This window comes from Micromonospora sp. NPDC050397 (genome assembly GCF_044901685.1).
Lineage (GTDB): Bacteria > Actinomycetota > Actinomycetes > Mycobacteriales > Micromonosporaceae > Micromonospora_G.
In genome coordinates this window covers 130,484-155,810 of sequence record NZ_JBJDPS010000009.1, presented here as the reverse complement: position 1 = coordinate 155,810, position 25,327 = coordinate 130,484, and the positions used below count along the sequence as shown (strand labels likewise).

Sequence of the window (25,327 nt, the reverse complement as noted above, 5' to 3'; positions counted from 1 at the left end):
CGCATTCACCCGTGGCTCGCGCGGGCGGCCACGTACTCGGCCCGGATCTGGTCGCCGCCCGCCCGGCGCCACTGCGCCACCGCCTCGTCCCAGGCACCGATCGGCTTACGTCCGGACACGATGTCGAGCTCGACGTTGTCGATGATCTTGCCCAGCTCGCCGGACTTGCCGATCGAGGTGTCGGAGTAGAGCCCCTCGGCCGGGTTGCGCAGCATCCGGGGCACGACCTTCTCCTGGTACGCCCGCTGGGCGTCCACCCTCGCCTTGTCCGCCGGGCCGAGGACGGGCGGGGCCTCGGCGACGTACTCCAACGGGAGCTTGACCTCGGTGTTGCCCAACTCGGTCCGGACCGGCACGTCGTCGCGCCAGGTGTAGTGCTGACCTTCCACCCCGAACTTGCGGAACATGTACTCGCTGGTGCCGAGCGGCGTGGCCAGCCAGTCACAGATGCGCAGCAGCTTGCGCAGCCGTTCCGGGTCGGACTTCCTGAACGCGGTGAGCGCGAAGGTCGGGGTGCCGGTCCGGTTGACTCCCTCGCCCCCACTGAAACCCGGGGCCGCGACGCCACCCACCTCGACCCTGTACGTGCTGGCGAGGATGTCCCAGGCCGCGTACCCGTCCGAGGTGAGGCCGAGCGTGCCGTTGCCGAACAGGTCGCGCAGTTGCAGCTTGCCGCCCATCGCGTCCGGGTGGAACAGCCCCGCCCGGTACATCTCCGCGACCCGGGCGACCGCCTCCTTGCGCTGCTCGGTCTCGTACTCCGAGGTGAAGTTGCCGCCCTCCTCCCGCCAGACGTTCGGCACGTTCAGCATGTTGCCGACAAAGGTGATGACGCCCTTGGGGTGACCGAACGCCCACTGGTTCGCCCGCGCGTCTGTCAGCCCCGTGGCCAGTTCGAGGAACTCCGGGTAGCTACCCGGAGCCGGGTTCAGACCGCGCTGCCGGATCAGGTCCTGCCGGGAGAACATGATGGTGCCGGCCACCCCCCGGGGAATCGGTACGGCGTAGATGCCGCTGCCGTACCCGGTGGAGAGCCAGGAGTCGCGGGGGATGTTGGCCAGGAACGGGAAGTCCTTCACGGCACTGCCCGAGAGCAGGTCGCCCAGGTCGGCGCAGAGCCGGGTCAGCACGTCGGCCCGCCTGGTCAACCGGGCCGAGATCAGCATGATGTCGGGCAGGTCGCCACCGGCGATCACGGTCGACAACTTGTTCAGGTAGTCCCCCGACGGGGTCATCGTGATGTTGAGCTGAGCCCCGACCCGCTTGTTGAGCTCCTGCCAGTAGCTGTTGTCACCGAGGCCCGGCGGCACCGGGTTGAACATGTTCGTGAAGATCGACACCTCGCCGGCACCGGCACCGGGCTTGTCGGAGAAGGCTTCGACCAGCGTCCGGGGGTAGCGGTAGTAGGCCGCCATCACCCCTTCCGGAGTCGCCGGAAGGTCCGGCTTGACCAACTCGGAAGCGATGTAGTCGGGCAACCGGGCGGTGGACGGGCCGGACGGCCGCCCCGACTCCACCGTGTCGCAGGCGGACAGCAGGCCGCCCGTACCGGCCGCCACGGCCGTACCACCGACCATCGTCAGGAACCGACGCCTGTCAAAACGCGCGTCAACCACGGCACTCTCCCATCTGTCGTGAACGGCCAGATATGTCCTCAGCGCAGGATGAGCGTGATGACCTGCCAGGCGCGCAGGTCAACGGCGAAACGGCCGTCCGGGCCAGAACGCCGTGGGGCGATCTCACGCTCGTCGGCGTGACACAACATCGCGGTCCCGGCCTCGCCGGCCGGGTGGCGCAGGGTGAAACTGCTCGGCCGACCGGCCAGATCCTGCAGCCGCAGCAGCAGCCCGTCGCCGTGGCGGGACTGCGCGACGGTGGCGTGCACCCACTCGGGCAGGTCCAGATCGAGCAGCGAACCGGCCGGTTCGGCCAGTGGTCTCGGATCGAGGTCGAACTTGTCCAGCCGGGTCACCTCGGTCGCCACCGGGGCGGCCCGCACCTCCCGGGCGAACCGTCCGGCGACCACCGGGTCGAAGGCCGGCAGCGGCGTGAAGGCGTACCGCAGGGTCAGCGAGCCGTCCTGCTCCGGCGGGGTGTTGGTGGGCCAGTAGTTGTTCATCACCCAGGAGAAGAGCCCGCCGGTGACCGGTGTGAACCGCTCCGGCCAGGCACCCCGCACGATGTCGCCCGCGGTGAACAACGGGGCGTCGGCCGAGGTCCAGACGATCGCCGGACCGGCCGGCGCCGCCTCGACTGCCACCGCGTACTGGGTGGTGAACCACTCGTGGCAGGCTCCGGGGGCGTGGTCGGTAGCCGGGTCGACCCAGCCCTGCTGCCGGTCGTACCGGAAGGTCGGGTCGTCGGCGGCGAACGGGAACGCCACGTAGACCGACTCCTTGCCGAGCACCCGCTCCTTGTCGAACCCGACCAGCACGTCGATCCGGTCGCTGTGGTCGCGCAACACGATGTCGACCTCGATCCGGGGCAGGCTCGGCGCCGTACCGACGGCACGCAGTCGCCACCCGTCGTAACCACGTCGCAACCCGATCGGCCGCATCGTCGCCGGGCTTACCGTCAACTCGGGCCGGTCGGCCACTGGACGCCGACCGAGCAGGGTCGTCCTAGGTGCCGGTGGATGGGCGTGCGGCATACCGGAATGGTGATGGTCGTGCGGGTGCTCGATCTGGTCGCTCCGGGTGAGCGAGTCGGGACCGTTGAGCACATGCAGCACCTGCCCGAGCCGCCACGGCGAGGTTCTGTCGAGCAGTTCACGTCCGCTGGACCGGTGGGCGAGCCCGAGCACCGCGCCGCTGACCGGGTCGAGCCTGAGCTGCCACCGCTCGGTGGTCAACGTCGCCGGCACCGGCCCCCAGTCGTCTTCCTCCCGGGCCAGGACGGGGACGTCGCCCCCGTCCTCCTCGCCGGGCGAGAGGGTACGAGCATCGCCGACCGGCACCGCGCGGTAGCCGAAGGGCGCGACGTCCGGCACGGTGAGCCGGAACCGGCGCAGCCCGTTGCAGTCCGCCAGCACCTCGACGCCGAGCGGCCGACCGTCGAGCAGGAACGGGGTGCCGGCCTTCGCCTCCACCTCGACCTCGATGTCGCGCCGCCAGCCCAGCGGATTGTGTACGAGCAGGGTCGGGCCGGCCGTGGTCACCAGTTCACCGAGTTGGCTGAGCGCCCGGCGGGTCTCGTCCACCGCCGACCGGTACGCGGTGTGCACCTGGTGCCGCTTCCAGTCGAGCTGGTCGGCGACCTGCTCGCCGTGCGGGTGGGCGTTGGCGTGCGCCCAGGTCCAGGTGTGCTCGCAGCCGTACAAGGCTCCTTCCCAGGCCGCGTCGAGCACCGCACGGTGCGGCCGGTAGGCGGGGTCGAGGTGGGCCACCAGACCCGCCAGCGCCTCCGCTGCCGGCAGTGCGCTCTGTGTCCGCCGATGCTCGGCCGCGACCGTGGCACCGGTGCCGACCCCGTCCTCCCAGTAGCTGCCGCCGTCACCACGCCAGACCGGTAGCCGGTCGGCGAGCGGACGGACCGCGTCCAGGTAGTCCGGGATGGTGGAGACCCGCATCCTCGGGTACGCGTACACGGCGTTCCACCGGGCGGCGAAGCCGGCGTCCCCGTCGCCGAGGTCCTCGTTGTCAGCGTGGGTGCCGATCACCGCGAGGTCGTGCGGCAGGTAGTCGGGGCGTTCGTAACGGGCCAGCAGCCGGGGGAACGAGTGTGCCCCGCCGGTGACGGTCTGCGGGTCGCCGACCATGAACCGCAGTTGGGAGTAGGTGTCGGAGAAATGGGTCAGCACACGTTCGCCGTCCACCCCCTCCCACATCACCGGGCTCGCCAGGTGCTGCTGGTCGCTGTCGGCGTTGCCGCCACGGTGGTGGTTCTCGATGCCGACGAAGTCGTCGATACCGAGCGCACGGAGCATCGACGGGACCGCCCAACTGTACGAGGGCACGTCGGTGAGGTTGGCGTACGTCACCGGCACCTGGTGCTCGGCACGGAGTCGGGCGGCCAGGTAGGCGGCCCGGTACACCTCCTCGAGGCTCGCCACCCCGGAGAGGAACAGGCTGTGGAAGGCGTTTACCGCCAACCGGCCGGAGCGCAACGCGGCGAGCACCCGTGCGGCCCGCTGGTCCGAGCGGGTGGCCAGGTACTGGTCGATGATCATCGAACCGTCGACGGAGAAGGCGAACCGCTCCGGCCGATCGAGCGCGTCCAGCGCCCGGTCGAGGTTGCGGCTGTGCAGTTCCAGGACCTTGCCCTGCAGGTCGGTGTAGCCGACATCCAGGTGCACGTGCGGGATGAGGTGCAGGGTCCACTTCCGCCCCGGCCGCAGCGTGAAGGTGACCGGGGCGGCATCGTCGAGGCGGACCTCGGCATCGGTCACGGCGACGAGTTCCGGCACCGGGAACCGTACCCGGACCTGACCGAAGTGCCGCCCCGGCCGGTCCAACTCCAGATCGTGGCTGGCGTCGCCGAGCCGTACCCGCGCCTGCCGTGGCCGACCCGCGGACCCGGCGGCCACCGTGACCGTGAGCTCCAGCAGTTGACACAGGCCGGTCTCCCGGTGGAGGTAGAGCGGGGTCGCCACCAGGTCGAGGCCGTGCCCGGACCCGGCGTCCGGGTCCACCCCGGTCGGCGGGGCGGGCAGCAGGGTGAGCCGGTGCCAGGTGATGCCGCTGCCGAAGTGGTTGCCAAACTGCTCCCGGTGTCGCGCGCCGTCGGCAAGGCCGACCCCGGTGACCGGCCCGGTCACCGCGTCCCGGTCGACGGTCGTGGTCAGCGCGACGACGTGTTCCCCCGGACCGAGCCAGGCCGCCGGCAGCGGCACGTCGAGCGTGACGTCACCGGCGATGGGGCCGTGCCGGTAGGTTTCGGACCGGTCCTCGCGGCGCACCGACGGATGGAACAGCCCACGGTGCGTTCCGTCGATCTCGATCTCCAGGTCCGGGCAGGGACCGTGACCGGCGGCGAACTCCAACCGGAGCAGCCAACCGGCGGTCGGTGCCGGCACCGGGTCGACCCGGAACGGTAGCTCGACCCGGTGCGGGCGCCACCCGGTGGAGGCATTCAACGGCCCGGGTTGGAACGCCGGCAGGTCCACGCCGGGCACGGCGAGGGTCAGCGGCGGCGCGACCGGCACCGCCGGGGTCTGGATGGACACGCCGGCCATTTCAGTGCAGTTCCGGGAGGGCGAGCACGCTGCCGTACTCCGCCAACGCCGCGGCGAGTTCGGCGTACCGGTATTCCTGCACCGGACGGTCGGCCTGGATCGACTGGGCGGCGAGTTCCCCGCACGCCTCGCCGAGCATGCCGTAGTTCGGCTCCATCCGAGGGGAACTGAACCCGACGTGCGAGGCCGAGAAACAGACCGGTACGGCGATGTTCTCGACGCCGCCCCGGGCGGGGAAGAGCACCTCCGCCGGGATCTGGTACAGATCGACCGGCGGGTTGTACTCGGTGCCGCTGAGCGTGCCCTCGCCGACGATCGTGTCGTCACCCTCGGTGTAGTACTGCACCACGTGGCAGTCCATGCCGTACTTCCAGCAGCAGACCGAGGTGTCCTTGGTGTTGTTCGGCCTGAGCAGGTCGTGCTGGGTCAGGACCTTCGCACCGACCATCCGTCGCCCCTCGCGTACGTAGAGGGCGTGCGGGAAGCCGTGCCCGTACGGGCTGTCCACGAACTCGTCCGGCGGCAGGCCGAAGGTCTGCGTGTCGGCGCGGAACGACTCCGGTAGCGACGGGTCGTTGGCGAGCCAGTACAACATCCCCCGGTGCCACCGGACCTGCTCGGCGATGACCTCGTCGCGGCGCCGCCAGGTGCCGTCCGGGTAGGCCCAGGAGGCGCCCGGCAGGTCGAAGCCGATGAAGAGGGCCTGGTTGGTCTGGTACTTGTTGTTCGGCAGCAGCGCGGTGTGGGTCACGATGTCGGAGAGCCCGGTGATCCCGCGCTGTTCCAGCATCGCCCGCAGGTGCGGGTAGAGCCCCGGGTCGTAGTCGTCGGGCCTGGTGAACGGCATCCGGTCGGCGTTGCGCGACAGTACACCCCGGAAGTTGTACGCCTGGGTCTTGTCGTCGGCCTCGCCCGCCTTCATGTCCGGCACCGGTCCGACCGGGTAGCCGGTGTTCGGGCGGAACACCCTGCGGCGCAGCGCCTGCACCGGTTGGAAGCCGGCGAACGGCTCGTCGTACTGGTCGGCGGACTCGCGGCCGAAGGTGTACGGCACCCCGGCCGCCGCCATCAGGTCACCCTCGTAGCTGGCGTCGATGAAGAACCGGGCCCGTTCCCAACCGCGCGTGGTGCGTACGCCTCGAATCCGCCGGCCCCGCATCTCCAGGTCGTCCGGACCGTGGATGCGGTGTCCGACCAGTACCGTCGCCTTCGCCTCGTCGAGCAGCCGCTGGGCCACCCGCTCGGCGACCTTCGGCTCGAACCGGTACTCCGCGCCGTCCTTGCCGTACTCTGCGCCGATCCCCTCGAAGTAGCGCGTGTGGGTGAGTCCGGCGAGGGCCGTGATGATGTTCGGCGCGTCCGACTTCACCAGCCCGCCCGCGATCACCCCGCCGACGTGCCCGGTCGGCTCGAGGACCAGGCTGCTCAGCCCGCGCAGTCGCAGTCGCAGCGCGGCCATGATGCCGGCGAGGGTGGCGCCGTAGATGATGACGTCGTAGTTGTCGTCTCCGTCGGGCGTGCGCTGGCCGGCGGTGGTCACCGATTGTTGTCCCATGTCCGTTGCTTCCTCTTCCGGTCAGGCCGTGGGTACGCGGGGCAGAGGTGGGGCGAGCACCGGCGTGGCGCCCTTGCCCGCCTGCGAGGGCCGGGTACGCCGGATCTCGTCGGGCCAGGCCACCGGGACTCCCAGGGCGGTGGTGAGCAGGCCCTGAAGGTCCTCGGTCAGGCTTGTCGAATCGGCCACGGCGTGCGGTTCGGTGCCGTGGTCGAGGCAGAACGCGGCCAGGGCGCCGACCGCCTCGCCGATGCTCCACTCGACGGGATGCAGCCGGTAGCAGCCGTTGGTGATGTGCGTGGTGCCGATGTTCTTGTTCGCCGGCAGCAGGTTGCGCAGGCGTACCGGGACCAGCGCGCCGAGCGGGATCTGGAACGGGTAGCACTCGAGGTTCACGTAGTTGATGCCGGCGGTGCTCGGGTGCAGGTCGATGTTGTAGTGGCCGACGCCGACGGCGTCCCGGAAGACCTCGGAACCGGTGCCGTCGGGCCGGTCGGTCACCGACACGTGTTGTTCCAGCACCGTGAAGCGGGCCTTGATCCGTCGGGACTCCCGGACGTAGACGTGCTTGGCGAGACCGTCCTCGGTGTCGGTCAGGTCGGGTCGCAGCCGCAGCCCCGGGTAGCCGTGTCCGTCGTCGTGCCGAGGAGCCTCGGTCTGCATCCAGTAGAGGTACGACAGGGAGAGTTCCTTGCACCGACGCAGGGCGCGCTCGCGGGCCTCGGCGTCCACGCCCGCCCCGACCAGTGGCGCCTCCCAATAGTCCGTGTTGGGCCAGTTGACCAGTGAGATGTCGGTGTCGATCAGGGCCGGGTCGAACTGCGAGCGGGCCCGGATACGCCGGAAGTGCCAGAGGTCGGGCAGGCGGACGGCGTCCATGTCGCCCTCGAAGATGTGGTTGACCCGCCCACTCATGGTGTGGATGTCGATCTTCTCCCAGGAGAGCTGGGGGCCGGGCCAGAACGGGTCGACGTGGGTCTTCCAGTGGTCGTACGAGGCAGGGCGGTCGATGACGTGGTCCTCGCCCGGTCGGTACTCCAGCGGGAAGCACCAGGTGATGGCCTGCTGGTCGGTCGGGTCGGCGACCGGTGCCGCGTACCGCTCTCCGGTCTCCTCCTGGGACTCCGCGCCGACCACGTGTTCGACCCCGGCCAGTTCGAGCAGGTCACCGAGTTCGGTGGCGTCGGCGACCAGACGGGCGCTCACGGTCGTCCGCACTCCGGTCCGCCGGTTCTCCGTGGTGACCGAGGTGATCCGGTCGCCGTCGGTCTCGGCCGCCACCGGGACGTTCTCGTAGAGCACCCTGATGCGACCGGCCGAGATGTACGGCATGAGCAGCTCGTCGATGACCGCGACGCCGACCCGTGGTTCGTGGCAGAGCCGGCTGACGTTGCCCAGCCCCGGGTTGAGCGTGGGGTTGCCGGCGGCCTCGGGGCGCAGCGGGTAGTTACGCCGGTAGTAGTCCCGGATGCGGTGACGCAGGTCGCGGTAGCCCGCGGAGATGTGCTCGGTTTCGATCCAGGGGTGCTCGTCGGACGGGACCGCTTGCGCGGTTAGCTGTCCTCCCAGCCAGTCGGTCTCCTCGGTCAGTACCACCCGACGGCCGAGCCGTGCGGCGGTGAGGGCCGCGGCGACTCCGCCCAGACCGCCGCCGACCACCAGCAGATCGGCCAGCACCTCGACGTCTCTGCTCATGACCGCGCTCCTCGTGTCCACTTCGTAGTCATCCTCAGCAACACCCCAGTGATTGCTAATGTATTTGCGCTTCTGCGCCACCACCAAAAGGATTGCGGCTACGTTACATGCGGTCGTCGATCTGATGTCAAGAGGTTTCGGCCGCAGTTTTGCTGCCGTGTAGACCCAAAGTTATTAGCAAATATTTGCTCTTCACGACCGCTGATGCTCATGTTAAAACCGGATCCATGACATCGACGCCCGCTCTGCCCGGCCTGTATCACTACCGTCCGTCACACCATCGCTGGACCTCCCCGGTCGGGTCCGAAGTGGTCGAAGCGGACGTGGTCGTCTATGGCGCGACCTCCGGCGGGGTGACCGCCGCGGTGCGCGCCGCTCGCGACGGGCTGTCGGTCGTCCTGCTCGCCTTCGGCGACCACATCGGCGGGATGAGCGCCTCCGGGCTCGGCACCACGGACGTCGGCCGGGCCGCCGCGGTCGGGGGCCTCGCCCGCGCCTTCTACCGGCAGGTCGCGGCGGTGTACCAGGCATCGGACCCACACTGGGACGTTGAGGGCTCGGTCGCGGAGGAGATCTTCGAGCACTGGCTCACCGAAGCGGGCGTACGGGTGTACCGTCGGCGCCCGCTGCGCGACGTACGACGCGAGTTCGACCGGCTGGTCGAAGTCCGTACCGACGACGGAAGCAGGTTCCAGGCCAAGGTCTTCGTCGACGCGTCCTACGAGGGTGATCTGATGGCCCGGGCGGGGGTCACCTACACCGTCGGCCGCGAATCCTCGGCACAGTACGGCGAGCCGAACGCCGGTGTGCAGCACAGCGTCAACCACCAGTTCCAACGCCCGGTCGACCCGTACGTCGTACCCGGCCAGCCCGCGAGCGGACTACTACCGGGCATCTCGCCGGACCCGTACGGCACGGTCGGCGACGGCGACCGCCGGGTCCAGGCGTACAACTTCCGGCTGCACGTCACCACCTCGGCCAAGCGCCTCCCGTTCCCCCGACCGGAGGGCTACGACCCGGCCCGGTACGAGCTGCTGCGGCGCTACATCGAGGCGGGCGTCTACGAGCTGTACGGCCGAACCACCCGCGTACGCGAAGACGTGTTCGACATGAACAACCACGGCGCCTTCTCCTCCGACCACATCGGCGCCAACTACGACTGGCCCGAGGCGGACCATGCCCGACGGGAGGAGATCTTCCAGGACCACGTCCGCTACCAGGCCGGACTCCTCTATTTCCTGGCCAACGATCCCGGCCTGCCGGCGGCGGTGCGGGACGCGACCCGCGAGTACGGGCTGGCCCCGAGCCAGTTCGCCGACACCTCGCACTGGCCACACCAGCTCTACGTCCGGGAGGCCCGGCGAATGGTCTCGGAGCACGTGATCACCCAGCACGACGCCACCGGCCGGGTACGGGTCGCCGACCCGATCGCGCTCGCCACGTACGTGATGGACTCGCACAACGCCAAACGAGTTCTGCGTGACGGAGAGGTCCGCAACGAGGGCAACGTCCAGCACCCGGTCACCGTTCCGCTCGGCGTCTCGTACCGTTCGCTGGTCCCTCGGGCCGGGGAGTGCGCGAACCTTGTTGTCGCCTCGGCGGTATCCGCCTCGCACATCGCTTTCGCGACCGTCCGGATGGAGCCGGTGTTCATGATGCTCGGCGAGGCGGCCGGTGCGGCGGCCGGACTGGCCAGCGCCGGCAAGGTCGCCGTGCAGAGCGTCGACTACGAAGAGCTACGCAAGGAACTCACCCGAACCGGTGCGATCCTGACCTGGCCACCATCGGTCTAGTAGGAGGATGAGGGCGTGACAAAACCACGCAGCCGCAGCTCGCGCCAGGCGGACATCGCACGCGAGGCCGGCGTCTCCCAGTCGACCGTGTCCATGGTGCTCAGCGGTTCCGGAGACCTCGCGAGGATCTCCACCGAGACCCAACGACGGGTACTCAGCGCGGCCCGCCGGCTGCGCTACACCTCGGCCGCCCCACAGCGCACCGGTGGAGTCGGCACCCGCAACGCACCCCTTCTGCTTGGCGTGCACACCTTTGAGCCGATTTTCCCCACCAGTGCCCGCGACTACTACTTCGAGTTCCTCAAGGGGATCGAGGAACAGGCGGGAATCGAGGGCTGCAATCTGGTGCTGTTCACCGCGGCCCAGAACGAGGACGGCGTCCGTCGCATCTACCAGGGCGCGGTCAACGGACTCAGGCAGGCGGCGGGCAGCCTGTTGCTCGGCCACCACGCCCACCGGGACGACCTGGCCCGACTCGCCAGCGACGGACACCCGTTTGTCTACATCGGGCACCGTGAGGTGCCCGGCACGGAAATCGCCTACGTCGGTGGCGACTATCGGGTGGCGACCGGGCGGATCGTCGACGACCTGGTGGCGATGGGGCACCGCACCTTCGCGTACCTCGGCGAGGCGGTGCGGTACGAGCCGCAGGTCGATCGTTGGGAGGGCTTCGCGGCGGCGCTGGACCGCTTCGGACTCGCCATCCCGACCCCGGCGATCGGCCAGCCGGAGGAGTTGACCGCCCAGTGGCTCGACGACACGGTCCGGGCCGGTGCCACCGCCGTCCTGGTCGAGTCGGTCAGCCTGCTGCGCGTCCTGGCCGCCATGATCCGCCTGCGCGGACTGTCCGTTCCACAGGACCTCTCGGTCATCCTGCTGGTCGACGCGCCGGCCGGCGAGGGGAACGAGCGGTGGGCCTCGCTGCGGATCCCCCGCAACGCGATGGGACGCCGAGCGGTACGACTACTCACCGTACTGCTCACCGATCCGACCGGAGATCACGAACAGCAGATCCTGCTTCCCTGCACGCACACTCTCGGGTCGACCGTCGCCCCACCCCGGGCACCCTGAGCAGGCCGGACAGAGCGTCGTGGGACCGTACCGGCAACCTGACCCGTGCCTTCGCCGAACTCACCGAGTCGTTGATCGCGAGCGAGGAGGGCGTCGTCTACCTCGGCTACGGCGCCTATCCACCGGCGGACTTCGACGAGGTCGCCTACGCCGCCCTGACCGAGGCCGAGCGGCAGGTCGGCTACCAGGCCGACCTGGAGCGACTGCTGGACGAGATCACGTTTCCGGTGCTGCGCAAGCACGGCATGCGGGTGGAGTGGAACCGGAAGCAGTCAACCCGGATCCGGGTCACCGGTGCCCAGTGGTACCTGCCGTTGGCCTGAACGTATCCCCGGCGCCTCCGGGACTTTCGGCGCTGGAGACAGAAGTTCCGTTGATACATGCGGATGTATGGACACCGGCAGCAGAAGTCCCTAGTGTTTCGATCAAGACGCGTCGAAGTTTCACGCATGTGAACACTGGTCGGCCTCCGGATCCGGGCCGGCCACTCGCCGCGACGGGGTGGTCCCGTGCCCACCTCCGTCTTCTGACGTCTCGCCAGGAGGACGAATTGGATCCACGGCTGTATCGGCAACGTCGTAGCAGGCTCGGCGCGCTCCTCGTCGCCACCGTGCTCAGCGGCGGTTTCTGGTCGCCGACCCCGGCCCAGGCCAACGCGGACCTACCGCCGCAGGAGCCCGGCGTGACGCTGCGCGTCTTCGACATCCAGGCCCCGATGACCGAGATCTGCACCCTCAAGCCGGGGCAGACACCGAACGTGGACCGGCTCACCTCCACCGTCGACATCGCCTCGGGCGGCTTCGGTCTGGGCGACTACTTTGTCGCCGAGGTCACCGGCAACATCGACGTCCCGGGGGACGGGGCGTACACCTTCCGACTGACCAGCGACGACGGCTCCCGGCTGTTCGTCGACGACCAACTCGTCGTCGACCACGACGGCCTGCACGGTGCCACCTCGAAGGACGGCGCTGTCACCCTCACCGAGGGGTACCACTCGCTGCGCGTCGAGTACTTCGAGAACACCGGCGGCGAGCAGCTCACCCTGGCCTGGCAGCCGCCGGGCACCACCGGTTTCTCGGTCGTCCCGAACGCGGTGCTGAGCACCGACGCCGGGGTGGTCCGGGTGACGGCGCCAGGGCGCAAGGAGTGCGAGGGTCTCGCCGACACTCCCGGTGACGGCCTGCCGCTCACCGGCGTGCACCCCGACTACACCCTGACCGACCTGCGCCCAGCCGGTTTCGAGCCGCAGGTGACCGCGATGGACTGGCTGCCGGACGGGCGTCTCGCGGTGGCCACCTGGGGCGGCACCGACAACACGCTCGGCGAGGTCTACCTGCTGGGCAACGTCACCGGGCAGACCGACCCGAGCCGGGTGACGACCAAGCTGGTGGCCAGCGGTCTGAAGGAGCCGATGGGCATCAAGTACGTCGACGGCAAGCTGTACGTCTCCCAGAAGCACGAGTTGACCGAACTCAACGACACCGACGGCGACGGGGTCACCGACCGGTACCGAACCGTTGCCACGTGGCCGTTCGGCGGCAACTTCCACGAGTTCGCCTTCGGCCTGCTCTACGACGACCCGTACTTCTACCTGAACCTCTCGGTGGCGATCGACTACGGTGGCGCGACGACCAACCCGCAACCCGCGCCCAACCGGGGCAGCACGATCAAGGTGCACAAGAAGTCGGGCAAGGTGACGTACGTCGCCGGTGGTCTGCGTACCCCCAACGGCATCGGCTGGGGCCCCGGCGGCGACATGTTCGTCCTCGACAACCAGGGCGGCTGGCTGCCCACGTCGAAGCTGGTGCACGTCAAGCAGGGCCGATTCTTCAACCACTACACCAACCCGGAGGGGCGGTTCGACACCAAGCCGGTCACCGCGCCGGTGCTCTGGTTGCCGCACAACGAGATCTCCAACTCGCCGAGCACGCCGCTGTACCTCACCCAGGGCCCGTTCGCCGGGCAGATGTTGTTCGGCGACGTGACCTACGGCGGGATCCAGCGGGCGTACCTGGAGCAGGTGCAGGGCGAGTACCAGGGTGCGGTGTTCCGCCTCACCCAGGGACTGGAGGCCGGCATCAACCGGATCAGCATGGGGCCGGACGGCGCGATCTACGCGGGTGGCCTCGGCGCCGGCGGCAACTGGGGGCAGGCGGGCAAGCTGACGTACGGCCTACAGAAGCTCACCCCCAACGGCGGCAACGCGTTCGACATCCTCGCCATGCGGGCCAAGCCCAACGGGTTCGAGTTCGAGTACACCCAGCCCGTCTCGGCCGAGACGGCGGGCGAGCTGGCCAGCCGCTACCAGGTCGAGCAGTGGCGGTACGCCCCGACGGACCGTTACGGCGGCCCCAGGTTCGCCGAGGAGACGCTCACCGTACGGTCGGCGAAGCTGTCCCGCGACGGCAGGCGGGTGACCCTCCAGATCGACGGCCTTAAGCCCGACCGGGTGGTGCACGTCCGCTCGCCCCGCCCGTTCAGCTCGGCCAGCGGTGAGTCGCTCTGGAGCACCGAGGCGTGGTACACGCTCAACGCGCTGCCCGGCAAGCAGTCGCCGGCCGGGCCGGCAGGGGTCTACGAGGCCGAGCAGGCGAAGATCAGCGGCGGCGCGGGCGTGACCGCCGAGCACGCCGGCTACTCCGGGTTCGGCTTCGTCGACGGGTACGGCGCCGTCGGCGCCACCACCACCTTCACCGTCGACGTGCAGCAAACCGGCCGGTACGACGTCGGCCTGCGCTACTCCAACGGGCCCAACCCGTTTGTCGGGCCGAAGACGATCAGCGTGATCGTCAACGGTCAGAAGGTCAGACAAACCACCCTGCTCGCCACCGACGACTGGAAGAGCTGGTCGACCCAGACCGAGGCGCTGCGACTGCGCGCCGGGACCAACACCATTACCTATCGGCACGAAACCGGGGACACTGGTCACGTGAACCTCGATCGGATCACCATCGACAAACCCGGCGGTGACGACCGGGTCGTGCTCTTCGACGGTACGGACACCTCGAACTGGCGGCACACCGACGGGCGTGCGGCGCAGTGGCCGGTGGCCGACGGTGCGATGGAGGTCTGCTGCGGTGACCTGCGGACCAAGGACGCCTACGGGGACTTCAAGCTGCACCTGGAGTTCTGGCTGCCGAACATGCCGCCGGAGGTGACCGGGCAGGCCCGCGCCAACAGCGGCGTGTACCTCCAGGACCGGTACGAGATCCAGGTGTTGGACTCGTACGGCAAGAACCCGCTGGCCCTGGACGACGCGGCGGCGATCTACCAGCAGAAGGCCGCGGACAGCAACGCCGCCCTGCCGCCCGAGACCTGGCAGACGTACGACATCACCTTCCGTGCGGCCCGTTTCGACGCCGACGGGGCCAAGACGGAGAACGCCCGGGTGACCGTGGTGTGGAACGGCACGGTGGTGCACGACGACGTGGCGATCAACGGGCCGACCGGCGCGGGCCGGCCGGAGGGGCCGTCGCTCGGTGCGATCCGGTTGCAGGACCACGGCGACAAGGTGCGCTACCGCAACATCTGGATCGAGCCACTGAGCTGACCGAACGCCGAGGAGGGCCCCTCCCGTCGATGTGGGTGGATGGGAGGGGCCCTTCCGTGCGTGCGGGGACCGGTTACCCACCGTGACCTGATCGGCGGGGCGCCTGCCCGGCCTGCACCAGCCGTGCCGGGGCACCACCTCCCGCCGGGGTCCGGTAGGGGTTGGGCCCAGGGCGAACGTGGCCTAGCCTTCGACCGTGAGAGCCCCGACGCTGTTCGCGATCAGCGACCTGCACATCGCGTACGCGGAGAACCGTGAGATCGTCGAGCGGATCCAGCCCACGCACGACGGCGACTGGTTGATCGTCGCGGGTGACGTCGGAGAGATCCTCGCCGACGTGGAATGGGCACTGGGTCTGCTCGCCGGCCGGTTCGAGAAGGTCATCTGGGCGCCGGGCAACCACGAGCTGTGGACGCCCCGGGAGGACCCGGTCCAACTGCGTGGCGAGGCCCGATACCGTCGCCTGGTCGAGTCCTGCCGGGAACTGGGCGTCGTCACCCCGGAGGACGAGTATCCGGTATGGACCGGTGCCGACGGGCCGGTCGCGGTGGCGCCGCTGTTCCTGCTCTACGACTACTCGTTCCGGATGCCGGGCCTCGACACCAAGGCGGCGTCGCTGGCCCGCGCGTACGACGTGGGTGTGGTGTGCACCGACGAGATCCTGCTCCACCCGGACCCGTACCCGAGTCGGGAAGCGTGGTGCTGGGCGCGTCTGGAGCTGACCGAGCGCCGGCTGGCAGCCGTCGATCCCGATCTGCGGACCGTGCTGGTCAACCACTTCCCGCTGGTACGCGACCCGACCCGGATCCTGCGTTACCCGGAGTTCGCCCAGTGGTGCGGCACCGACCGGACCGCCGACTGGCACCTGCGCTACCGGGCCGAGGTCGCCGTCTACGGCCACCTGCACATCCCCCGGACCACCTGGTACGACGGGGTCCGATTCGAGGAGGTGTCGGTCGGTTATCCACGAGAGTGGCGCCGGCGCGGCACCCCACCGGGGACGCTGCGCCGGGTGCTCGGCTGAGCCGGTGGCGGGAGTTCCCGCCACCGACCCTCACACGATGTTGCCGATCCTTGGCCCGAACTTGACCAGCAGGTCGGCCCGTCGGGTCACGTTGAGCTTGCGGTAGACCTTCGTCAGGTGCTGCTCGACCGTGCTGACCGTGACGAACAACTTGTTGGAGATCTGCCGGTTGGTGCTGCCCTGGGCGGCCAGCGCGGCCACCCGCCGCTCGGCGTCACTGAGCGAGTTGAACGCCTCCGTGTCGGTCTCGTCGGCCGTCTCCAGCACGATGTCGTCCACGTCGGGGAGCAGCCGTTGGCGCAGCGCGTCGGCGTGGCAGTCGCCGGCCAGGTCGTAGGCGCGGCGTACGGTCAGCCGGGCGCGGTGGAAGTCACCGAGTGAGCGCTGCGCCTCGCTGAGGTCGGCCAGCGTGTGGGCCAGTTCCAGACGGTCGCCGCAGGAACGGAGCATCTCGGCGGCCTCACGCAGCAGGGTCGGGCGCTGCGCGAGCGGGGCGACCGCGGCGAGGACGCGCAGCGCGGCGGCCTTGGTCCGGCTCGGCTCCGCGCCCAGTTGCGTGAGCTGGCTCTCGGCCAGCGCGCGGGCCTGCTCCGGTTGCCGCAGCGCCAGGTGGGCGTGGGCCGCGTGGATGCGCCAGGGCACGACGGCGGGCAGGTCGAGGTCCCAGCGGGCCATCAGGTCGCCGCAGGTGGTGAAGTCGTCCAGGGCGGCCTCCGGCCGATCCGTCGCCAGGTAGTAGCCGCCGCGTGCCCGTAGGTAGTAGAGGCCCCAGACGGTCTGGAACATCACGTCCGGGACCGGCTGGTCGAGCAGCCGACCCGCCTCGACCAGTTGACCGCGCGCGGTGTGCGCCAGCAGTACGGCGCCCAGCGGTACGCCGATCGCGGCGGCCCAGCTCTCCCGGGACATCGTGGCGAGCGCGACCTCGGCGTAGCGCTGGGCCTCGGCCAGTTGACCCGAGCGCAGCGCGATGTCGGCGCGGATCGCCAGCAACATGCCCCGCCAGGACGGTGCACGGTGCTCGCTGGCCTGGGCCAGCAGTCGGTCGGCCCAGAGCGTGGCGGTCTCGAGGTGGTCGGCGTAGACGAGGATGGTCAGCGCCGCCGCGAGCGCGGCCAGTTCGCTGCCGTTGAACGGGGAACGTTGGAGGGCCTGCTCGGCCGCGACCACGGCCGCGTTGCTCGGGCCCTTGGTCAGCACGGTCACCAGGGCGTGGGCCAGCGTGTCCCGGGTGTTGACCACGGTCTCGGGGCCACGCCTGGCCGGTCCGGGTTCGGCCGGCTCGGCACCGAGCAGACCCGGGTGGGTGAACCGGACCCAGGTGGTGAGGAACCGGATCTCCGCCCCCTGCTCCGCGTCGACCTCCAGCGCGCCGAGCCCGTCGAGGACCTCCACCGCCTCGGCCGTCTCGCCCAGCCAGAGCAGGCAGTGGGCGGTGGTCACGCGTGCTTCCACGCCGAGCTGGCCGGCCCGGGCCGCCTCGGTGACCTGTCCGAGCCGGTGTCCGGCCGCAGCCGGATCGGTACGCCATTCCGTCTGCAACAGCGCTACCTTGAGCGCCGCCCGTTCCCGCTCGTCCTCCGCCCCGTCGTGGGCCAGTCGCAGCAGCGCGACGGCGAGATCGGTGTCGCCGGTGCGCAGCATCCCCTGGGCGGCGACCCTGAGCACCGGCCCCGCCCATGCCGGCGTCTGCCCCGCGGCCAGCAGGTGTCGGGCGACCGGCAACGGTGCCGACCCTTCCTCGTAGAGCAGCCGGGCCACGCGTTGGTGCAGGTCGGTCAGGGCCGTCGGGGGTAGTTGGTCGAGCACCGCCCGGCGGGCCTGCGGGTGTGCGACCCGGCCGTCGCGGACCAGTCCCGCGCTCTCCAGATCGGACAGCGCCCGACGGGCCGCGGCTGTGTCGACCTCGGCGAGGCGGGCGAGGCCGATCGGACCGACCGATGGCCGCCCGTCGAACAGGGCGGTGGCGGCCAGCACCCGTCGGGTCACCGGGTCGCAACGCTCCGCGTACCGGCGGATTGCGGCGGCGTAGGCACGACCGGTCACCACCTGCCCGTTTTGGTCCAGGCTGGGCCAGCCGGAGCCGCACAGGTCCGCGATCAGTGCCCGGGTCAGCAGCGGGTTGCCCCCGGAGGCCAGCGCGCAGGCCTCCACCAGCGCGTCGGCCGGTTGGTCGCCGATGGCTCCGGCGAGCAGTTCACCAACCTCGAACCGGGACAGCGGTGGCAACGTTAGATGGTTGTCGGATGCCAGTTCCATCAGTTCGGTGTACAACTGCCGGTCGGTCGGCTGGATGTTGTCCCTGCCGCTGACCACCACCAGGATCCGCGCGCTGCGGATGCGTCGAACCAGATAGAGCAGGCAGTGCAGGGAGAGCGGGTCGACATGGTGCAGGTCGTCGACCACCAGCAGCACCGGCGACCGTGCGCCGGCGGTCAGCACCGCCCTGGAGATGCTGTGCAGCACGCCCGCCAGCCGGCGGCCGGGGACCGAGAGACCCATGCCATGACGTACGGCGGTGCCGTGCACCTCACGTATCAGCTCGGCCTGGTTGGCGTGGTCCGTCTCGAACGGGAGATCGTGGCAGAACTGGTTGACCGCGCTCAGCGGCAGTTCCCGCTCGGTCCGCGCGCCGTTACCTCGCAGAACCTGGAACCCCTCGGCGGCGGCACGTTCGGCGAATGTTTGCAGTAGTGTCGTCTTGCCGCTCGCCAATGGACCGGTGACTGCTAATAGTCGTCCATTACCGGCTTGACATTCCGCGAGCGCGGCCGTGAAGCTAGTGAACTGCGCCTGCCGTTCCACAAACACCATGTGTGGCTTCTCCTGAGGTCCCGGCCCGTTGTTCCGTTATTCGGAATCCGGTGACGTGTCCGATTTTCCGTCGTGCGGCATCGGCAGTATGTCATCACGCAGTTGAGTCGGGCAATGAACAGAACTGTGAACAATGTTGTGAGTTCCGGCGGGACAAAATGCAGTTATCGGGCAAAGTGTCATGCCTGTATTTCATACTAAATCCGCTCTGGTACCCCAGCCGTCTAGATCAAAAACCGTCCATGAGCAGCGACTCTCTCGCCCTGTAACCGATCTGGGGGAAGAGTTTCCTCGGCCTTCACCTGTCGACCAGGGGTAGATTAATGAGAGCTATCGGGGAATTGATGAGAGTGTGTACCGTGCATTAATGGAATGATTCGGTACGGATTCGTCGCTTGGTCGTGTCGGACAAGAATGCGCGCGGATTGCGGGTAGGGGATGGCCTGGGGTTGGCTCGACCAAACGTTGTTCAGTAGCGTGCCGCTGGCGTTGGGTAACTTTCGGACAGACGTGTTCAAGTTAGGAGCAGCGTGACGGAGAACGGTGCCGAAGAGGATTGGCGCGCCCCGATCGACCGCTCGCAGGCCCCGGCGCGGGAACCGGGCCCGATCGACCTGCGGCGCAACTTCCTCCAGGCCGCGTACACCGGTATTCCCACGTTCATGGGAGTGCCGGTCTGCCTCGACCAGGCGGATCTGCGCGCGGGCGCCGTCGACGTCGCGGTGTTCGGCGTGCCGCTGGACTCCTCGTCCGGCCACCGGGGTGCGGCCTACGGCCCCCGGGCACTCCGCTCCGACGAGCGTTACCTGTTCAACACCCCCGAGCTGATGGTGAACGCCAGCACCAGGGTGAGCCCGTTCAACCTGCTCAAGGTGGTCGACTACGGCGACGCGGCGATCGACATCTTCAGTGTCGAGAAGTCACTGCCGTCCATCGCCGCGACCGTCCGTGAGGTGGCGGAGGTCGGGGCCGTCCCGGTGATCCTGGGTGGCGACCACTCGCTCATGATCGCGAGCGTCGGCGCGCTGGCCGACCTCTACGGGCCGGACAAGGTGGGGGTCGTCCACTTCGACGCCCACCCCGACTGCCACGAACACATCTTCGGCCACCGGGTCACCCACGGGACACCGATCTGGCGGCTGATCGAGGAAAAGCGCATCCCGGGCAAGAATTTTGTCCAGGTCGGTCTGCGTACGCCGACCGGACCGGACGACGCACTGTTCAACTGGATGCGTCGTAACGGCCTGCGAACCCATTTCATGGTCGAGATCGAACGGTCGGGCTTCGACGCGGTGCTCGACAAGGTCATCGAGGAAACCCTCGACGGACCGGAGTTCGTCTACCTGTCGCTCGACATCGACGTCCTCGACCCCGCGTTCGCGCCCGGCACCGGGACACCGGAGCCGGGTGGGCTCACCACGCGCGAGCTGTTCCGGGCGTTCCGGCGGCTCTGCGCGGAGACCAACGTCATCGGGATCGACGTCGTGGAGGTCGCGCCGCACCTCGATCCCGGCTACTCGACCACGATGAACGCCCGCCGGGCCATCTTCGAGGGACTGACCGGTCTGGCGATGAGGAAGGCGGGCATGGTCAGCCCCGACTACGTCAACCCGATCGCCTCCGGCCAGCTCAAGTTCCCGCTGACCTGACCCGCCCGTACCTGCACTCGCGGAAGGACGGCATCCGCCGATGACCGCCACTGTATTCGCGCCCGACTCCGCCCAACCGCTGGTAGAACTGGAGCGGTCCGCCGCCGCCGTCGCCGGGGTTCTGGCCGACCTCGGGGTGCGCCCGGGCACCCGGGTGATGTTGAAGGCGGACAACTCGGCGGCCTGGGTCACCGTGTTGCTCGGCCTGGCCCACGCCGGCGCGTCGATCGTGCTCGTCGACCACCAGGACAAGGCCGAGGAGACCACCCGGATCGCCGGACTGACCCGGGCCGCGCTGTCGATCGTCGACGACGACGCCCTGCCACCCGCCGACGGCAAGGCGGTCTACCTCTACCAGATCCTGGCGGACGCCGCGTCCCGGCCGGTACCCGGACTGGACGGCCCGCTGGACCTGACGCTCTGGCGAGACCTCCCGGACGGACTGATCATGTGGTCCTCCGGGTCGACGGGCGTGCCGAAGGGGGTGGTGAAGACCGGTGCCCGGTTCCTGAGGAACCTGGAGCGCAACGCCGCCCAGATCGGCCACCGCCCGGACGACGTGCTGGCCCCGCTGCTGCCCTTCTCCCACCAGTACGGGCTGTCCATGGTGTTCATCGCCTGGCTGGTGCGGTGCTCCCTGGTGGTGGCCCCGTACCGCCGGGTCGACCGGGCGCTGCGGATGGCCGGTCAGGTCGGCGTCACCGTGCTCGACGCGACCCCGGCGACCTACCGCAGCATCTGGAACATCGTCACCCGGCGCCCCGACCCGCTGGCCGACCTGCGCGGCGTACGGCTGTTCTGCAGCGGCGCCGCCCCGCTCGACCCCACCCTGGTCGACCGGTACGTCGAACTGTGCGGCAAGCCCCTGCTGGACAGCTACGGCAGCACCGAGTTGGGCAACGTCTCCTTCGCGACCGAGGAGAACCCGGTCGCCACCGGAGCGCCGGTCGAGGGCATGGGCGTGCGCGTCGTCGACGACGCGGGCGTGGTGCTCGGCCCGAGCGAGATCGGCGAGATCGAGGTCGACTCCCCGGACCTCATGGAGGGCTACCTCGACCCGTCCGGGGAACTCGCCCCCGCACCACGGGGCTGGCGACGTACCGGCGACTTCGGTCGTCTGGACGAGCACGGCAACCTCTCCGTCGTCGGTCGGAAGTTGGCCGTGCACCGGATGGGCTACACGCTCTACCCCGAGCTGATCGAGACGCGGGTCGCCGAGGCCGGCTGTTCGGCCAAGGTGATCGCCGTGCCGGACGACCGGCGTGGCAGCTCACTGGTCTTCTTCGTCGAGGACGAGGCCGGCGCCACCCCCGCCCACTGGCGGGAGCGGATCTGCGCGGTGCTGCCGGCGTACGAGCAGCCCAACCGCGTTGTCGTCGTGGACCGACTGCCGCTCAACCGCAACGGCAAGCCCGACCGGAAGGCGCTGGAGAAGCTCGCCACCGAGCCGGCCCACGACGAGCCGGTGGAGGTGAACGCGTGACCGCCGCGATCGTCTTCCCGGCCCTCTCGCCGGTCCGCCGAAAGGACCTCGGCACCTTCCTGATGATCCATCCGATCGCGCGCCGACGGCTCGCCGAGGCCAACGAGGCACTCGGCTACCACCTCGCCGACGCGCTGGCCGACGCGCCGCCCGACGACGACTACGCCGAACCGGTCCAGGTCGCGGTGCTCGTCGCCTGCGTGGCGCTGGCCGAGTGGGCCGAGCAGCGGCTCGGCGCCGCTCCGGAGTACTGCGTCGGGCCGAGCTTCGGGGAACGGGCCGCGTTGGCGTACACCGGGGCGCTGCCCTTCGCCGACACCGTACGGCTGGTGGACGAGATCGCCCGGGTCGAACGCCACCACTTCGCGACCACCCACCGCGACGTCGTCACCCACTCGTTCGTCCGGGTGCCCGGCGAGCGGCTGGAAGCGTTGCTGGCCGACCTGGACTGGCACGACATCTCCGGTCGGCTGGACGCCGACTTCCACATGGTGTCGCTGCGCGAGGCGGAACTGGCCGCCTTCAAGGCGGCGATCAGCGAGGCCGGCGGATATTCGCTGTACACCATGCGTCCGCCCGCGCACTCGTCGCTGTTCACCGGTGTCCGCGCCGAGATGGAGCAGGTGTACGCGCCCTACACCCTCTCGGCGCCACGGCTGCCGATCGTCTCCTACCAGGACGGCTCGGTGCTGACCGACCCGCAGTCGCTGCGGGCCGCCCTGCTCGACGGGTTCGTCCGCCCGATCCGTTGGGTCGACACCGTACGGTCGCTGCGTGAGCTGGGCGTCGACCGGCTCTGGGTGGCCGGGCCGGACGCGATGTTCTCCCGGCTGCGCACGACGGCCGAGAACTTCGACGTCGAACTCTGCGACCTCCGTCGGGTGCTGGTCCGTCCCCGCCGATAGCGGGGCGGCCCGGCGGGGCGTTCACCGCCGGGCCGACCGGTTCCCGGCCGGACGGTGGCTCAGTAGGGCAGTTCGATCGGCGCGATGGAGGCGAAGACGTCCCCGGGACCGGGGTTGGCCTCGGGGGTGCGACCGCCGAGGTGGTGCAGGACTCCCCAGACGGCGTTCAGCGCGGTGGTCACCGCCCCCTCGGCGAACCCACCGGTCCACGACACGTCGTCGCCGGCGAGGAATATCCCCCGCTGGTGTACGGGCAGGGCGTCCTGCATGAAATGGGTGAACAGGCGCCGTTGGTAGCGGTAGTGGCCGGGCAGGTTGCCCTTGAACGCGCCCATGAAGTGCGGCTCGTTCTCCCAGGTCACGGCGATCGGCGGGGCGACGATCCGACGCTGGACGTCCACGTCCGGATAGATCCGACGCAGATGACGGAGCATGACGGTCAGCCGTTCGGCGGCCGGCAGCGCGGCCACCTTCAACGAGTCGTCGTTCCAGGTGTACGACAGGCACATCACGCCCGGCGCGTCCGGGCCCTCGTCGAACAGGTAGACGCCCCGTGGCGAGCGGTCGGTGAGCGTCATGCCCATCACCGGGCGGCCGGTGCGCTGGTCGACCTCTCCCCAGAAGGGCTGGTCGACCAGCGCGAACAACTTCGAGCCGCCCATGTAGTGGGTGCGTTCGACCGCGCTCCAGACGTCGACCGGGAACAAATCCTCGTCGGTCTCGATCCGGGAGAGCAGCAACCGTACCTGCGGGGTGAGCACCGCCGTGGCGAAGTCGTCGGCCCCCCGCGCGGTCTCCACCCGGATCCGCCCGCCGGCCCGGGAGATACGGGTGACCGCCGGCCCCGGGCCGTCAACGTGCAGGGACTCCAACGAGGTGCCGGCCGGCCAGTACGCCAGGCGGTCCGGTGCGTGCCGCCACAGCCGCAGCGGAAGCTGCTGGGCTCCACCGGCCAACAGCCGGTGCCGGTCGTCGGCCCCGGTGTACACCACCCGGAGGATCTCCAGCACCGAGTTGGGGAAGTCGGTGTCCCAGCCGCCGGAGCCGAAGCCGACCTGACCGAAGATCTCCCGGTGCCGGAACGAGGCGAAGTTCGGCGATGACGCCAGGAAACCGTAGAAGGACTGGTCGTCCAGGAGCGGCACGAGCCGGTTCCAGAGCGCCTTGACGGTAGCGGTGTCCCGGTGGCGGATCGCGGCGTCCATCGCGGCGAAGTCGGCGCCCTCCTCCAGGGCCTTGTTCCAGGCGTCGTAGACCTCCTGGTACACCGCCGGCAGGTCGTCGGTCATCCGGGCGGAGTGCTGGACGCCGTTGACGTCGACGACCGTGTGTGGGGTCGCCGGGGCCAACGGGTTCGGGAACGGCCGGGTCTCGAGCCCCACCAGGTCGACGTAGTGGAACAGGGTGGTGGCCGACGGTGGGAAGCGCATCGCGCCCAGCTCGGCGACGCTACCGGGATACCCCGGGAAGGTCGCGGTACGCATCCGCCCGCCGAGCTGCTCGGCCTCGAACACCACCGGGCGCAGCCCCAGGCGCATCAGCTCGTACGCCGCGACCAGTCCGGCGATCCCACCGCCGACCACCGCGACCGGCGTACCGAGCCGCTCGGCGGGGACCGAGCCCAGCCCGTCGGTGTGGGTCAGCCAGCGGTCGTAGCCGAACGGGAAGTCGGGGCCGAACATGGTGACCGGCGGCGCGGAGAGGGCCGGCGCGAGCGTGGTCAGTGCCCGTTGGATCGAGGGCACCGCGACGTTCACGATGCTCACCGCGCCGCGCCGTACAGGTCGGGGCGCCGGTCGAGCAGGTAGGTCGTGGCCAGCCGGGCGGTCTCCAGCGCGGCGTGGTCCAGGTCGGCGAAGAGGAGGGTCTCGCCGACGATCCCGGCCGCGTCGGCGCGGCGCCGCCCGTCCGGGCCGGCAACCGCGCTCAGCCCGCAGTAGCCCTCCGGCCCGGAGCTGTACCAGTTGACGTAGGCGACGAAGAGTTGGCTCTCGAAGGCACGCGCCGGCAGCAGCGTCCGGGCGACGATCTCCCAGGGGCGGACCAGCGCGGTCGGGACCACCAGCAGGTCGGTGCCGGCCAGGGCGTGCGCCCGTACGGTCTCGGGGAACTCGACGTCGTAGCAGACGACCAGGCCGACGGTGAGCGAGCCGATCCTCGCCTGGACCACCAACTGCTCGCCGGGGACGAACACCGACCGGTCGACCTGGCCGTAGAGGTGGGTCTTGCGGTACCGGGCCGCCACCGTGCCGTCGGCGTCGACGAGCTGGACGCTGTTGTAGATGCCCTCGCCGGTCGACTCGGGCCAGCCGTACACGATCGCCACGCCGGTGCGCTCGGCGATCGCCCGTACGCCGTCGGCCAGGGCCCCGTCGGCCGGCTCCGCCAGTTCGGCGGTGCGGGTCCGACCCAGGTGGTATCCGGTCGCGGACATCTCCGGCGTGATCAGCAGTGTCGCGCCGCCGTCCGCCGCGCCGGCCGCGATCCGGGCCAGCCGGTCGAGGAATTCGTCGCGATGCGAGCGGCTGGTGACCCATTCGGGCTGCCAACACGCGACCCGCGTCACAACCGCTGTTTCCGAAGCATTCACCGATCGTTCGCCTCGCAATTCGAGC

At 69.8% G+C, this 25,327-nt stretch carries 15 protein-coding genes; 8 read left to right on the top strand and 7 right to left on the bottom strand.

Annotated elements, in window-relative coordinates; translation table 11 throughout:
- Nucleotides 1-5: 5 nt before the first annotated feature.
- From ACI2K4_RS25805 to ACI2K4_RS25790, 4 genes are all read right to left on the bottom strand, one after another.
- Nucleotides 6-1,577: an extracellular solute-binding protein gene (locus ACI2K4_RS25805; RefSeq protein WP_404514878.1), complete on the bottom strand. Its 1,572-nt coding sequence runs from the start codon at nt 1,575-1,577 to the stop codon at nt 6-8.
- A 77-nt stretch (nt 1,578-1,654) separates the two neighbouring features.
- Complete coding sequence (locus tag ACI2K4_RS25800) at nt 1,655-5,164, bottom strand: hypothetical protein (RefSeq protein ID WP_404514876.1); 3,510 nt, start codon at nt 5,162-5,164, stop codon at nt 1,655-1,657.
- Between the two features lie 10 nt (nt 5,165-5,174).
- Complete coding sequence (locus tag ACI2K4_RS25795; RefSeq protein WP_404514874.1) at nt 5,175-6,728, bottom strand: FAD-dependent oxidoreductase; 1,554 nt, start codon at nt 6,726-6,728, stop codon at nt 5,175-5,177.
- 21 nt (nt 6,729-6,749) lie between these two features.
- Complete coding sequence (locus tag ACI2K4_RS25790) at nt 6,750-8,423, bottom strand: FAD-dependent oxidoreductase (protein ID WP_404514872.1); 1,674 nt, start codon at nt 8,421-8,423, stop codon at nt 6,750-6,752.
- A gap of 227 nt (nt 8,424-8,650) precedes the next feature.
- Here ACI2K4_RS25790 and ACI2K4_RS25785 point away from each other — a divergent pair, with 227 nt between their 5' ends.
- The 5 genes from ACI2K4_RS25785 (at nt 8,651) to ACI2K4_RS25765 (ending at nt 15,861) form a co-directional block, all read left to right on the top strand.
- On the top strand, nt 8,651-10,216 hold the full coding sequence (locus ACI2K4_RS25785) for an FAD-dependent oxidoreductase (RefSeq protein ID WP_404514870.1): 1,566 nt from the start codon (nt 8,651-8,653) through the stop codon (nt 10,214-10,216).
- A gap of 15 nt (nt 10,217-10,231) precedes the next feature.
- Nucleotides 10,232-11,287, top strand: a complete 1,056-nt coding sequence (locus ACI2K4_RS25780) for a LacI family DNA-binding transcriptional regulator (protein ID WP_404514868.1) — start codon at nt 10,232-10,234, stop codon at nt 11,285-11,287.
- Nucleotides 11,288-11,358: 71 nt separating this feature from the next.
- Nucleotides 11,359-11,610 carry a hypothetical protein gene (locus ACI2K4_RS25775; RefSeq protein WP_404514866.1) on the top strand — a complete coding sequence of 84 codons (252 nt, stop codon included), beginning with the start codon at nt 11,359-11,361 and terminating at the stop codon, nt 11,608-11,610.
- Nucleotides 11,611-11,837: 227 nt separating this feature from the next.
- Nucleotides 11,838-14,837, top strand: coding sequence for a family 16 glycoside hydrolase (locus tag ACI2K4_RS25770; protein ID WP_404514864.1), 3,000 nt, complete (start codon nt 11,838-11,840; stop codon nt 14,835-14,837).
- Between the two features lie 196 nt (nt 14,838-15,033).
- Nucleotides 15,034-15,861: a metallophosphoesterase family protein gene (locus ACI2K4_RS25765; protein WP_404514862.1), complete on the top strand. Its 828-nt coding sequence runs from the start codon at nt 15,034-15,036 to the stop codon at nt 15,859-15,861.
- A 30-nt stretch (nt 15,862-15,891) separates the two neighbouring features.
- On the opposite strand, the gene ACI2K4_RS25760 is transcribed toward ACI2K4_RS25765, so the two are convergent.
- Nucleotides 15,892-18,675 (bottom strand): AAA family ATPase, encoded by a 2,784-nt coding sequence (locus ACI2K4_RS25760; RefSeq protein ID WP_404514860.1) that lies wholly within the window; start codon nt 18,673-18,675, stop codon nt 15,892-15,894.
- Between the two features lie 530 nt (nt 18,676-19,205).
- Between ACI2K4_RS25760 and ACI2K4_RS25755 the strand changes: the two genes are divergently transcribed.
- Genes ACI2K4_RS25755 through ACI2K4_RS25745 form a run of 3 tightly spaced genes read left to right on the top strand, consistent with a single transcriptional unit; the run spans nt 19,206 to nt 22,712 of the window.
- Nucleotides 19,206-20,324, top strand: a complete 1,119-nt coding sequence (locus ACI2K4_RS25755) for an agmatinase family protein (protein ID WP_404514858.1) — start codon at nt 19,206-19,208, stop codon at nt 20,322-20,324.
- A gap of 40 nt (nt 20,325-20,364) precedes the next feature.
- Entirely contained in the window at nt 20,365-21,807 is a 1,443-nt protein-coding gene (locus ACI2K4_RS25750; RefSeq protein ID WP_404514856.1) for a class I adenylate-forming enzyme family protein, read from the top strand.
- On the top strand, nt 21,804-22,712 hold the full coding sequence (locus tag ACI2K4_RS25745) for an ACP S-malonyltransferase (protein WP_404514854.1): 909 nt from the start codon (nt 21,804-21,806) through the stop codon (nt 22,710-22,712). Before ACI2K4_RS25750 ends, ACI2K4_RS25745 begins: the two co-directional genes overlap by 4 nt.
- Nucleotides 22,713-22,771: 59 nt before the next feature.
- On the opposite strand, the gene ACI2K4_RS25740 is transcribed toward ACI2K4_RS25745, so the two are convergent.
- A complete protein-coding gene (locus ACI2K4_RS25740; RefSeq protein WP_404514852.1) occupies nt 22,772-24,478 on the bottom strand; it encodes a flavin monoamine oxidase family protein in 1,707 nt (568 codons plus the stop codon).
- Nucleotides 24,475-25,278 (bottom strand): carbon-nitrogen hydrolase family protein, encoded by an 804-nt coding sequence (locus tag ACI2K4_RS25735; protein WP_404514850.1) that lies wholly within the window; start codon nt 25,276-25,278, stop codon nt 24,475-24,477. The genes ACI2K4_RS25740 and ACI2K4_RS25735 overlap by 4 nt, the downstream gene beginning before the upstream one ends.
- Between the last annotated feature and the right edge of the window lie 49 nt (nt 25,279-25,327).